Source organism: Acanthopleuribacter pedis (assembly GCF_017377855.1).
GTDB lineage: Bacteria > Acidobacteriota > Holophagae > Acanthopleuribacterales > Acanthopleuribacteraceae > Acanthopleuribacter > Acanthopleuribacter pedis.
Map to the genome: position 1 here is coordinate 23,216 of NZ_JAFREP010000016.1, position 12,444 is coordinate 35,659.

At 56.1% G+C, this 12,444-nt stretch carries 9 protein-coding genes; 5 read left to right on the forward strand and 4 right to left on the reverse strand.

Going from position 1 to position 12,444, the window contains the following annotated elements; genetic code table 11:
• Positions 1-134: 134 nt before the first annotated feature.
• Positions 135-3,839 (forward strand): methionine synthase, encoded by a 3,705-nt coding sequence (gene metH / locus J3U88_RS17030; protein WP_207860133.1) that lies wholly within the window; start codon positions 135-137, stop codon positions 3,837-3,839.
• An 88-nt stretch (positions 3,840-3,927) separates the two neighbouring features.
• Here the strand turns inward: metH and J3U88_RS17035 are convergent, their stop codons facing one another.
• Positions 3,928-4,734, reverse strand: coding sequence for a flagellin (locus J3U88_RS17035; protein WP_207860134.1), 807 nt, complete (start codon positions 4,732-4,734; stop codon positions 3,928-3,930).
• Positions 4,735-4,859: 125 nt separating this feature from the next.
• Between J3U88_RS17035 and J3U88_RS17040 the strand changes: the two genes are divergently transcribed.
• On the forward strand, positions 4,860-5,459 hold the full coding sequence (locus tag J3U88_RS17040) for a hypothetical protein (RefSeq protein WP_207860135.1): 600 nt from the start codon (positions 4,860-4,862) through the stop codon (positions 5,457-5,459).
• 9 nt (positions 5,460-5,468) lie between these two features.
• Positions 5,469-6,011 carry a GNAT family N-acetyltransferase gene (locus J3U88_RS17045; protein ID WP_207860136.1) on the forward strand — a complete coding sequence of 181 codons (543 nt, stop codon included), beginning with the start codon at positions 5,469-5,471 and terminating at the stop codon, positions 6,009-6,011.
• 95 nt (positions 6,012-6,106) lie between these two features.
• On the opposite strand, the gene J3U88_RS17050 is transcribed toward J3U88_RS17045, so the two are convergent.
• On the reverse strand, positions 6,107-7,924 hold the full coding sequence (locus J3U88_RS17050) for a M14 family metallopeptidase (RefSeq protein WP_207860137.1): 1,818 nt from the start codon (positions 7,922-7,924) through the stop codon (positions 6,107-6,109).
• Between the two features lie 310 nt (positions 7,925-8,234).
• On the opposite strand from J3U88_RS17050, the gene acs reads away from it, so the two are divergent.
• Both acs and J3U88_RS17060 read left to right on the forward strand, forming a co-directional pair.
• Positions 8,235-10,208: an acetate--CoA ligase gene (gene acs / locus J3U88_RS17055; protein ID WP_207860138.1), complete on the forward strand. Its 1,974-nt coding sequence runs from the start codon at positions 8,235-8,237 to the stop codon at positions 10,206-10,208.
• 428 nt (positions 10,209-10,636) lie between these two features.
• A complete protein-coding gene (locus J3U88_RS17060) occupies positions 10,637-11,581 on the forward strand; it encodes a coiled-coil domain-containing protein (RefSeq protein WP_207860139.1) in 945 nt (314 codons plus the stop codon).
• On the opposite strand, the gene J3U88_RS17065 is transcribed toward J3U88_RS17060, so the two are convergent.
• The gene (locus J3U88_RS17065) at positions 11,573-11,815 is read right to left on the reverse strand and encodes a hypothetical protein (protein WP_207860140.1); all 243 of its coding nucleotides are present in this window, start codon (positions 11,813-11,815) and stop codon (positions 11,573-11,575) included. The two genes, J3U88_RS17060 and J3U88_RS17065, sit on opposite strands and share 9 nt — an antisense overlap.
• Positions 11,812-12,351, reverse strand: a complete 540-nt coding sequence (locus J3U88_RS17070; RefSeq protein WP_207860141.1) for a hypothetical protein — start codon at positions 12,349-12,351, stop codon at positions 11,812-11,814. The genes J3U88_RS17065 and J3U88_RS17070 overlap by 4 nt, the downstream gene beginning before the upstream one ends.
• Positions 12,352-12,444 lie beyond the last annotated feature (93 nt).

A 12,444-nucleotide genomic window follows, 5' to 3' on the forward strand; every position in this document is an offset into this window, starting at 1 on the left:
TTCGCGGCGGAAATGAGGTGAAATCAAACACAAACACGGCTAAACTGGAGCCCGTTTACCCGAGCCTACCTTTTCCGCCGCTAGGTTTGCTCGGGTCCGGGCCCCCATCCAACTGTAGCTCCAGGAGGACGAACATGTGGACGCGTACTGAACGCAACACCATGTTGCTCGAGCAACTCCGTCGCCGAATTTTGGTGCTCGACGGTGCCATGGGTACGATGATTCAGGCCTATGAACTTGAGGAACAAGACTATCGCGGCGAACGTTTCGCCGACCACCCTTGCGATGTCAAGGGCAACAATGACCTGCTCTCGCTAACGCGACCCGACATCATCGCCGCCATTCACCGTGCTTACTACGAGGCCGGCGCCGATTTTGTTGAAACCAATACCTTTAGCGCGACGCAAATCGCCATGGCCGATTACCGAATGGAACATCTGGCCTACGAAATCAACGTTGCCTCGGCCAAGCTGGCCCGCGAGGTGGCCGATGAATTTACGCGTGCCAATCCCGAACGGCCGCGTTTTGTTATCGGCATTTTGGGGCCGACCAACAAAACGGCTTCGATTTCGCCGGATGTCAACAACCCCGGCTTTCGCGACATCACCTTTGAGGCCCTGGTTGCCAACTACCGCGAGAATGCGCGGGGACTGATTGACGGCGGTGCCGACACCTTAATGATCGAAACGGTGTTCGACACCCTCAACGCCAAGGCGGCGGTGTTCGCGGTGCGCCAACTTTTGGCCGAGCTAAAGCTAGATGTGCCGCTGATGATTTCCGGCACCATTACCGACGCCTCCGGCCGCACCCTTTCCGGGCAAACCACCGAGGCTTTCTACAACTCCTTGCAGCACGGTGAACTGCTGTCGATCGGCCTGAATTGTGCGCTCGGCGCGGACCTGTTGCGGCCTTATGTCGATGAGTTGGCCCATGTGGCCGGCACCCGTGTTTCCTGCCACCCCAACGCCGGTTTGCCCAACGAATTTGGTCAATACGACCAATCGCCCGAGGAGATGGCGTCGATTGTGCGGGAATTCGCTGAAGCCGGGCTGGTGAACTTGGTTGGCGGCTGTTGCGGCACCACGCCCGATCACATTCGCGCCTTGGCCGATGCGATGGAAGGTTTACCCCCTCGCCCCGAAACCGTTGCCAAACCCTACCTCACCCTGAGTGGTCTCGAACCGCTGACGGTAAGCCCGGAAACCCTGTTTCTCAATATTGGGGAACGCACCAATGTCACCGGTTCCCGCCGATTCGCCAAGCTGATCAAAAAAGGCGATTTTGAAAAGGCGCTTGAAGTTGCACGACAGCAGGTCGAAAGTGGCGCGGTCGTGATCGACATCAACATGGACGAGGGTCTGCTGGATTCTCAAGAAATCATGGTGCAGTACCTCAAACTTTTGGCTTCCGAACCCGACATTAGCCGCGTGCCCTTTATGATCGACTCCTCCAAATGGGAAGTGATCGAAGCCGGCCTGCAATGGGTTCAGGGCAAATGCATTGTCAACTCGATTAGCTTGAAAGAAGGCGAAGAAGATTTTATCGAAAAAGCCACCTTGGTGCGTCGCTACGGGGCTGCCGTTGTGGTGATGGCCTTTGACGAGACCGGTCAAGCCGACAGCTTCGCCCGCAAGGTTGAAATCTGTACCCGCAGCTACAAGATTTTGACCGAGGTGGTGGGTATGCCGCCTCAGGACATAATCTTTGATCCCAACATTTTTGCGGTTGCCACCGGCATCGACGAACACCGTCGATACGCCATCGATTTCATTGAGGCCGTGCGCGAAATCAAACGCACCTTGCCCCACGTCCACATCAGCGGCGGCGTCAGCAACCTGAGTTTTTCATTTCGCGGCAACAACGCGGTGCGCGAGGCGATGCACGCGGTGTTCCTCTACCACGCCATTCAGGCCGGCATGGACATGGGCATCGTCAACGCGGGCGCCATGCCCGTTTACGACGAAATTCCCAAGGATCTGTTAACCGCGGTCGACGACGTGTTGTTTGACCGCCGCGACGATGCGACCGAGCGGCTGATCGATATGGCCGCCGGTTTAAAGGGTACGGGGAAAACCAAAAAAGAGGACCTGTCGTGGCGTGAGTTGCCCGTGACCAAACGCATTGAACATGCTTTGGTTAAGGGGAATATGGAGTACATCGTCGCCGATACCGAGGAAGCCCGCCAAGGTGTGCCTTTTGCCTTGGAAGTCATCGAAGGGCCGTTGATGGACGGTATGAATGTGGTCGGTGACCTGTTCGGTGCCGGCAAAATGTTCCTGCCGCAGGTTGTCAAAAGCGCACGCGTCATGAAAAAAGCGGTTTCCCACCTGGTGCCGTTTATCGAAGAGGAAAAAGCGCGGGCCGGTACGGCCAACCGTTCCAAGGGCAAGATTCTGTTGGCAACGGTTAAAGGCGATGTTCACGATATCGGCAAAAATATTGTCGGTGTTGTTCTCGGCTGTAACAACTACGAAATCATTGACTTGGGCGTGATGGTTCCCGCCGGAAAGATTCTTGAAGCAGCCAAAAGAGAAGATGTCGATGTGATCGGGCTTTCCGGTTTGATCACGCCCTCCCTGGACGAGATGGTGCATGTCGCCAAGGAAATGGAGCGCGACGGTTTTAAAGTTCCGCTGTTGATCGGTGGGGCGACCACCTCGCGGGTTCATACCGCGGTGAAAATATCGCCGGGATACGAGGGCGCCACGGTTTACGTGGAAGACGCCTCGCGCAGTGTCGGCGTGGTTAGCAAACTCTTGGCCGAATCCCAACACGCGGGTTACGTGGCCGATGTGAAACAGGAATACAAGCGCATTCGCGATTCTTACGGGGATCGCAAAGCCAAAACCAAAATGTTAACCATGGCCGAGGCGCGCAAACGCAAGTTCCCGATTGACTGGAACGGGTACCAACCGCCGAAACCCAAGCAGCTTGGGGTAACGGTGTTTGATGACGTGGACCTCAAAACCTTGCGCACGTACATCGACTGGACGCCCTTTTTCAAAACGTGGGAATTGGCGGGACGTTATCCCAAAATTTTGAATGATGAAGTGGTTGGCGAGGAAGCTCGGCGTTTGTTTCACGATGCCGAGGATTTGCTGGAGCGAATCATTGGTGAGAAGCGGTTGACGGCGCGTGCGGTGGTGGGTTTGTTCCCGGCCAACAGCGTCAACGACGACGACATCGCGGTGTACGCGGATGAATCGCGTTCGGAAACTCTTGCGGTCCTGCGTGGTCTGCGTCAGCAGTTCCAGAAACCGCCTGGCCGGCACAACTTCTGTCTGGCGGATTTTGTGGCGCCGAAAGAGACGGGTTTGGCCGATTATGTGGGTGCTTTCGCGGTGACGGCTGGGATTGGCACCGCCGAATTGGTGGCTGAATTTGACGCGGCCCAAGATGATTACAACAGCATTATGGCCAAAGCGCTGGCCGACCGTTTGGCCGAGGCCTTGGCCGAGTACATGCACGAACGGGTGCGCCGTGAGCTGTGGGGTTATGCGGCGGGGGAGCAGCTTGACAACAACGCCCTCATCCGCGAGGACTACCGCGGGATTCGCCCCGCGCCGGGTTACCCGTCTTGTCCCGACCACACGGAAAAATGGACCTTGTTCGAGCTTTTGGATGTGACCAACCGGATCGGTTTGGAACTCACCGAAAGTTGCGCGATGATGCCGGCCGCGGCGGTGAGTGGTTGGTACTTCGCCCATCCCGAGAGTTTCTACTTTGGTTTGGGTAAAATCGACGAACGCCAAGTCGCCGATTACGCGGAACGTAAAGAGCTTGATATCAAGGTGATGGAACGCTGGTTACGCCCCTCTTTGGTGTACGACCCGGACTAGGGAACAAGGTGCTTAAAAAGCAAAAACCCGAAACGAAGCAGTTGCTTGGTTTCGGGTTTTTTTGTGGGCGTTTCTTAGGTTGAAACGTTTAATTCAGCAGTGACAACACATTTTGGGCGCGAAGGTTGTTGCCCTGGGCCAGCGCGGAGACATTGGACTCGGACAGAATCTTCAGCTTGGTCAGGTTCACCACTTCCTCGGCAACGTCGGCATCGGAGATTTGGCTTTCGGCCTCTTGGGTGCTGATGACTTGGGACTGAATGCTTTCGATGGTGGTGTTCAAACGCTGCTGGGTCGCGCCGAGGCTGCCGCGCGAGGCGGAGACCTGTTCGATGGCACCGGTAATTTGGCTGATGGCGGCGGAGGCTTGGGCGGGATCGTTGAGATCAATGCCCGCCAAACCCAAATCGCCGGCGCTGAGGTTGTCGACACTAATGTTGACCTGCTCACTGGCATTTTCGCCCACACGCACGCCGATGTCGGAGCCAAACAAGGCCTGGCCGTCGAAGCGGGTATTCTGACCGAGCGAATCCAGTTCCGCAAAAATGCCCTGTAGTTCCTGGTTGAGCGCGTCGCGACCCGCGTCACTGGTGGTGCCCGAGGCGGCCTGTAAGCTGATCTCCGCGGCACGGGTCAATAAATCGTTGGCTTGGGTTAGGGAGCCGTCGGCGATGTTGGTAATGGCGAGGCCGGTGCCCGCGTTGCGTTGCGCTTGGTTGAGCACGCGAATATCGGCGCGCAGGTTGTTTGCGATTTGCAAACCGGCCGCGTCGTCCGAGGCGCTGTTAATGCGACGCCCGCTCGAAAGGCGATTCAGGGTGTTATTTAAGCCGTTTTGCGCTTGGCCGAGACGGCGTTGCGTCCCAAATCCTTCATTATTAAAGATGCCTACCATGCTGCAAACCTCCCATCCTATTAAATATAGGAACCGGGTGGGCCTTGCGCAAGGCGCGTTTTTGTTTTGTGTGCTAGCTTACGGTTTTAATTGGGGGGCTGTGCCATGAGGGAGGTGGTGTGGTGATGTCTGAATCGGTGCTTGACGAAGTGGTGGGTTATTTCCGATTTATGAGCCGCACCTCAGACGCGCTTCAATTTCGGCGGGGTTATCAGTTGGCGCTTAAGTTCTGCCGCCTGCGTCGGTTTCGCTTTGTTTCAGAACGCGATTTTCACTGTTTTCTCGCTGAAATTGAATTGGTTGACTGCCCATGCCTCAATTACGTCCTGTTCTGGGGAATCGTACGCCGTTGGGGATTTCACAAGGGGTTTCCCGTGCCGGACCAGTATCCTCGGCTTGAACCCCGTCTTGAATTACGCTGTATCGACAACCAGGGTTTTCCCCATAATTTGACCCTGGGCGCGCGTTATCGCCTACAGGAGCGTGCGGTTGTGTGCGAAAAGGTACGGGTCTGGGATGACAACAATCGACTTCGTCGTTTTCCGATAAAGTGCTTTGATATAAGTCCTTTGGTTGAAAAACCGCGTACCTGGACGATTCGAAATCAAGCCGGGGAGGCGGTGCCCACACCCCATCCGGCGGGGATGCCGCACGGTCCGATCCGGCGTTTGCGTGCCCAGGCGGGGCCCGGCCAAGACCCATGGATTGAACCCTTTATTTTATAGGAGGAACGCATGACCTTTTTAGTACCGGCCGAGGTGGAAACCGAACGGCTGTTGATGCGCCAGTGGCGCGCGTCGGATTTGGACGGCTACGCCGCTGCTTATGCCGATGAAACCCACGCCAAATTTATCGGCGGGCCTTGCTCGCGTCACATGGCTTGGCGGCGCATGGCCACCGTAATCGGCCATTGGCATTTGCGCGGTTACGGTTTTTGGGCCGTCGAAGAAAAGGCAAGCGGTCGCTTTGTCGGCAGCATTGGCTTGTGGTACCCGGAAGAATGGCCAGAATTGGAGGTCGGTTATTGGTTGGCGCCCGATATGGTGGGCCGTGGTTACGCCACCGAGGCGGCGCGCAAATCCCGCGATCTGGCCTACGAGCATTTGGGTATCAACACCCTCATCAGTTGTATCGATCACGACAACCACGCCTCGCGTGCGGTCGTCGCGCGCTTGGGTGCCGTTTACGAGCGGGACCACGAACTGCTGCACTTCGGTAAGGTCCAGATCTACCGACACCCAAGCCCCGAGGCCCTGAAAAAAAACACGTCGGCCTAATTACCGGCCGGCGGTAATGAACGATCCCATGGTGGTTCATCCCTCTCGCGGCTCGCTGATCGTTCATCGCTACGGTCAGGGGCCATGGACGGGTTTTACTTGGTTTCCAGCGCGACCGGGTACCACATCCACCGATCATCCATGTAGCCGGTTTGTTTGAAGAACCAGTCGAGAATGTCGCGACTGCTTGCATCGGGGTGGTTTTTGCGCCACTCATCAAACGCTTTTTTGGTATCCGCGTCCGCCAGCATTTCGGCCGCCATGGGTTCTCCCACATAGGCTTCGAAATACTCCGTGCGCTGTAGTACCTCGAGGAAGTAGCCCCAACTGAAAAAGGAATCCGGTGCACCGGGTTCAAGTAACGCGGCCGCCAATTTGCCGAGTGGTTGGTCGAGCGGGACGTAGACACTGCCAACCTGCATGGTCACCTTGCGGGGCAGGCGTTCGAACTCGGCTTTCACCGGCATGCGGCCCTCAAAAGGCGCGGGTCCGAGGACCGGGTTTTTGATGCGGTACATGATCGCGTCGACCTCGACCAGCTCGTGGGCAACCTCGAATTGGATGTCGTGCAGGGCCAGCTTCTCAATCACCTCCGACCATGCCGCCGGTACCCAGTAACCCTTGGGCATGTCAACGGTGAGACCCGGCTTGGTAAAGGGAATCACCGGAATGTTCATGGTTTCCGGTTTGCCGTGCCATTGAAGCCATTCGCCGCCGGACAAAGCGGATTGTTTTTTGGTGTGTTGGATGCCCAAAAAGGGTTTGATCGGTGGGTTGTCGGTGTCGGGTAGCCATGCGAGGGTCAATTTCTCGGGACGCGCGGCACGGTCTGAAGCAACGGCTTTTTTGAGTTTGGCGCCGTGTTCGGCCAGACACCGCAGGGTTGCTTCCAGCATGACCCGCGTGCCCAAAACCCGCTGGTGGTAGGGCTTTAGGCTGTGGTTTTCCACCAGGATCGTGGGGAGGTGACGGAAATCGCCATAACCGTTGGAGTACCGGGGGGAGGCGGTCCAATCCGCGATGCCCTTGCTAAGGTCGTTGTTGTCGGTAGCGAAAATCAACGGCCCGGGGATGTGGCCCATTTCAATTAAGGCCTTGTCGACAAAAGGCCGGTATACCGCGCCTAACCATTTGGCGATTTCCGGGGAGGCGCCGTGGACGCCGTTGCTCCCCCAGGTGATGTCGTACTGGTAATCGATGCCGTCGGTGACGTGGATGTCGAGGTACAGGTCCGGGTCGAAATCGCGCACGACCTCGAGAAACGCCTGGATACCGGGTGTTTCCGCTTTGGAAAAATCGCGGTTGAGGTTGAGGTTGCGTCCGTTGGTTCGCCAACCCATTTCCTCCGGTCCCCGTTGGTTGATCCGGTTGTATTGCGAGCGGCGTTCGTGGCCGTCGACGTTGAGGATGGGAATGAAAAGGATGTTCACTTTTTGGAGCAGGGGTTGCAGGGTGCCGCGTACCGTTAAATCGCGCAGCAGCATCATACCGGCGTCTTTGCCGTCGATTTCGCCCGAGTGAATGCCGGCTTGAAATAGGACCGTGGGTTTGTCCGAGTTTTTGATCGCTTTGGCCGAAAACAGGCCTTCCGAAGAGGCGATCACCATCAGGATTTCCCGTTTTTCCTGACTGGTGCCGATGCTGTGCATTTTGAGCTCCGGCGCCTCGTGGACCAGCTTTTCCAGCCAGGCCGCGGTGTCGCTATAGGTGGGCGAGTGGTTCTGACCCAAGCGTTCGAAATCGGTGGCCCAGGGGTGATCGGGTTTGACCGCCAGGGTGGCGCTTTGGCCGGACCAGGGGGGGGCGGGTGGCAAGAGCTTGTTTTGGGGAATGGTTTTTGGGCCACTTGCGAAAAGGGTGGTGACCGTTAGGCAGACGAGCAGCACGGGCCAAATGGGTTTCGTATACGACATAACCGACCTCACGGGAGGGGAGAATAGGGGCTTTCACAACCCAGTATCCACGGCTAACCCCAAAAGAACAAGGCCCAAGCCGGTGAAACACGGGATTTTTTGCGTTGCCGGGGTTTGGCGCGGAAAAGGACAGGGTCGACGCGCGCAAAAGCGTCTTGGAACAGTGCGGATGTTAGTTTGTTTACTCGGTTTACAATTGTTCGGTTGCGTCTGAAACCACCCGGATATACAATGGGCTTCATTATTGATCTCACCCATTATTGATAAGTCCGGCCCACAGGTTTGGTTTGACTTTATTCGGAGGCTGTTGATGTCTGTGCATGAGCACCCGGCCAGGGTATACCCTGTCCACAAGAATCTTAAAGAAAACGCGGTTGTCCAAGGAATGGCGGGCTATCGGACGCTGTATGAAGCGTCCCTCGCCGACTCAGATGCTTTTTGGGGTGAAATCGCGTCCCGTATCGATTGGTTTCATCCTTGGAGCCGGGTATCCCAATGGGATTTCCACAAGGCCCAAGTGGCTTGGTTTCTCGATGCCAAGTTAAATGTGGCCCACAACTGTATTGACCGTCATTTGGCGGAACGCGGGGATCAGACCGCGATCATCTGGGAAGCGGACAGTCCCGAGGATACCCGTCACATTAGCTATCGCGAACTCCACGAAGAAGTGTGTCGTGCGGCTAATGCCCTGCAAGCCAACGGTGTGCGTCGCGGCGACCGGGTTTGTATCTACCTGCCGATGATCCCGGAATTGGCTTATGTGATGTTGGCCTGTGCCCGCATCGGCGCGGTTCATTCCATCGTGTTTGCAGGCTTTTCCGCGGATTCGTTGAAAGACCGCATTCTCGATTGCGAGGCCAAGTTGGTGGTCACCGCGGATGAAGGTTTGCGGGGGGGTCGGAAAATCGGCCTAAAGGCGATCACGGATCAAGCCCTGGCCAACACGCCTTGTGTTGAACGCCTGTTGGTGGTACGCCGTACCGGGGCCGAGGTGCCCATGGTTGAAGGCCGCGATCTTTGGTACCACGATGAAGTTGCCAAGCAGCGCGCCTACTGCCCCGCGGCCTGGATGGATGCGGAAGATCCACTTTTCATTCTCTATACCTCGGGTTCAACCGGCAAACCCAAGGGTGTTCTGCACACCAGCGGTGGGTACATTACCTATGCCGCCTTTACCCATCAGTATGTGTTTGATTACCGACCGGGAGACATCTACTTCTGCGCGGCCGACATCGGCTGGGTTACCGGCCACAGTTACATCATCTACGGTCCCTTGGCCAATGGGGCGACCACGATTATGTTTGAATCGACCCCGCTTTTCCCCGATGCCGGTCGTTACTGGGACGTGGTAGAACGGCATAAGGTCAACATTTTCTACACCGCGCCAACGGCGATTCGCGCCTTGGCTGCCGAGGGCGATGATTTTGTCAAGAAATACGACCGCTCCAGTCTGCGTGTGTTGGGGACGGTGGGTGAACCGATTAATCCCGAGGCCTGGGGTTGGTATCACGATGTTGTCGGCGAAGGCCGTTGTGCGGTGGTGGACACTTGGTGGCAAACGGAAACCGGCGGCATTATGATTACCCCGCAACCCGGTGTGAATGACATGAAACCGGGTTCGGCGACGCTGCCGTTTTACGGTGTGGAACCGGTGATTGTCGACGAGGCATGTAACCCACAAGAAGAAACTGAGGCGACGGGTTTGCTGTGCATCGCGCGCCCCTGGCCGGGCATGGCACGCACGGTTTACGGCGATCACCAGCGCTATTTCGATACCTACTTCAGCAGGGTTCCGGGTTATTACTTCACCGGCGACGGTTGTCGCCGCGATGAGGACGGTTATTACTGGATTACCGGCCGGGTGGACGATGTGCTCAACGTTTCCGGCCACCGTTTGGGGACGGCGGAAATCGAGGCGGCCGTGAACGCCTGCGACTGGGTCGCTGAATCAGCCGTTGTCGGTTGTGCCCATGAAATCAAAGGTACCGGCATTTTTGCTTTTGTTGTGCTCAACCGTGAGAACACCGATCACGGTGACGACATGGACAAGGTTTTTACCGTCGTGCGCGAACAGGTGACCGTGGATATCGGCAAAATTGCCCGTCCCGATCACATTTTGATTTGCAGTGGTCTGCCCAAAACCCGCAGCGGCAAAATCATGCGACGGATTTTGCGGAACATCGCCAAACACGAGTACGAAGACATGGGCAACATCTCAACGCTAGCCGATCCATCCGTGGTGGCGTCCTTGATCGACGGACACCGCCAACGCTTTGGTAAATAACGGGATCTGCGTGGTGCCTTTTTCGGTGCCCGCGTTGGATCATCCGGTTAGGTGACTGAGAGCGAGGTTTCGGCCTCGCTTTTTTTGGGTTGGTCGATTCTCACCTGTCGCAACGGTGGGGGTTCGTTTCACGTGAGGACTCGGTTATAATTCGTAATACCCTAATACCTAAGAAGCGCGTAAGTCGTGGTGATTTAAGCTAAATATCTGGGCTGCAACGGCCTGTGAAAATGCTCTGGGCCGGCGGGTGCGGTCGTGCCCGATCCCGGTCTGCTTTTACCAAACCATTTCGCTCCAAATTTTTAGCCAAATCCCTCGCTTCAGCGCCGCTTAGGTAATAACGAACCCATCCTTTCCGGCTCACGTTGCGACCAACGCTTGGTGTTGGTGCCCCGTTATCCGGCCAATCAACATAAGTGAGTGGTTTTATGGACCTAAACCCGATCACAAGCCGACTGACCAAAGAGCTCAAACTCGAGCAGTGTTTTTTATTTGAAAAAGAGGGTCGGCAGTGGGTTGGGGATCAACCCTCCAGTCAACTGCGGCAATTTCTGGGCAAGCTGTTTCAATCTAAGCCGGAAGATTACTTTACCGAGATTCGGTTTTTTCAGATGCGCGAGGAAAAAAATGCTGTCCTGTTTCTCGCGCTTGTCCCCATTAAGATTCGCGAGACCGAACTGCGTTTTCTCGGCCTCATCTACAACCAACAGGATCACTTCCAAGAATTGTTGCGCTACCGCGTGCTGCCCACTCATCTGCGTATGTGGGTCCATCAGATTGCCGTGGAAGAACGACTGCGCAACAAAGACAATCCCCAATCCAAAATGCTTCTGGACGCCTTGGACGAAAAGCGGATTTACGCGGAGCAATTGGAAGAGAAAGTACAAACCCTGCGCGATCAACTCAATCGCATTCGCGAGCAGGGAATGGATCACGATCAGGAAATAAGCGCCATGCGCAAGCTGCTCGTGCATCAGGAAGAAGAATATCGCTCGCTGTCCGAGGCCTACCAGGATTTATTTGAGACCTTCGAGCAAATGCAAGGCGAACACATTGCGACCTGTGTTGATTTTGAGCAGACCATCTTCCACTTAGAAGAAGAAAACGACGAACTGGTGCGCGATCTCGCGGCTCGGTCCAATTTGCGCATTGGGCACATTCGCAAACAGCGTGATGAACACCGTCAAATGAAAGATGACTTGGAAAAAGCCCAGGCTGAGTCGGCGCGTTACAAAGAGCAATGGGAAACGCTCAAGGCATCTTACGGCAGCATGACCCCGGAAAAGTTGGACGCCTTGCGGTCGACCATGAACCAATTGGAAAGCAAGTTGGCTTATTACCGCAAACGTTGCCTGGAGCTGGAACTAAACTGAGTCCTCACCCTTTTTTTGTGTTGCCGTGCGGTCCAGGCGTTTGGCGATCACCGTGGTGGCGTTAAAGAAACCAAGCGAACTCATGAGTAAGAAGAAAACGAGCAACATCGAACCGGTGCCCGTCATGGCGTTGCGTCCGTAAACAGCCACGCCGCAGAAAAGGAGGACCAAGCCACAGGCGATGAGGGTGCGGCTCAGCGGTCGAAACCAGGCCGGTCGGGATCCGCGACTCATTTTTTCTCGCTTTTGTGAAAGGCCGGGTTGGTGCGGGCCGCGCTTTGGATGATGGCCTCGTAAAGGGCCGTACCTGTTTTTCCAGAGCGGCAGTTTTTGACGACGAGCCAACAAAAGGTGGGGCCGTCGGGGTGGCCGTATTTGGCGAGGTCGCGCTTTTCCAGCGCGTTTACCTGGGAAGGATCCTTCATGGCCTGTCGCGCGCGCAATCGGGCGTTGTGTCGAATAGAAAAAGCGCAGCGGGCACGCTGTGCCGTGTCGATCCCCGCCTCCTGCCAGGCTTTTTCCAAAGCGGGGATTTCAGCGACCATGGTCTCGTACCAAATGCGAATGGCCTCGTTGTCGTCGGAGGGCGGCCCTTTTTCAAAGTCCATGGGAAGGCCGCACTCGGGTTGGGGGTTGGCGCTGAAAGACAGCAACGTGGCGACCTCGGCCGCCGGTAAACAGGGGCTGAGTTGTGCCTCGGAGCAGGTGATTGTGTCACTACATGAGGCCGTCACCAGAAGGGTGAACAAAAGGACTAGAGCACGGACCATAAAACTTCCCATCATAAAACCCTATTCTCACTTGTTCGCCGTTTGGGCGCAAGTACTGATAGGTGGAGACACCAACCTTTTTGTGAAGCGTTT

Coding starts and splice junctions, on each gene's coding strand:
- J3U88_RS17040 (WP_207860135.1), top strand. CDS start 4,860: ATGTCTGAATCGGTGCTTGACGAAGTGGTGGGTTATTTCCGATTTATG.
- metH (WP_207860133.1), top strand. CDS start 135: ATGTGGACGCGTACTGAACGCAACACCATGTTGCTCGAGCAACTCCGT.
- J3U88_RS17065 (WP_207860140.1), bottom strand. CDS start 11,815: ATGAGTCGCGGATCCCGACCGGCCTGGTTTCGACCGCTGAGCCGCACC.
- J3U88_RS17035 (WP_207860134.1), bottom strand. CDS start 4,734: ATGGTAGGCATCTTTAATAATGAAGGATTTGGGACGCAACGCCGTCTC.
- J3U88_RS17045 (WP_207860136.1), top strand. CDS start 5,469: ATGACCTTTTTAGTACCGGCCGAGGTGGAAACCGAACGGCTGTTGATG.
- J3U88_RS17060 (WP_207860139.1), top strand. CDS start 10,637: ATGGACCTAAACCCGATCACAAGCCGACTGACCAAAGAGCTCAAACTC.
- J3U88_RS17050 (WP_207860137.1), bottom strand. CDS start 7,924: ATGTCGTATACGAAACCCATTTGGCCCGTGCTGCTCGTCTGCCTAACG.
- acs (WP_207860138.1), top strand. CDS start 8,235: ATGTCTGTGCATGAGCACCCGGCCAGGGTATACCCTGTCCACAAGAAT.
- J3U88_RS17070 (WP_207860141.1), bottom strand. CDS start 12,351: ATGGTCCGTGCTCTAGTCCTTTTGTTCACCCTTCTGGTGACGGCCTCA.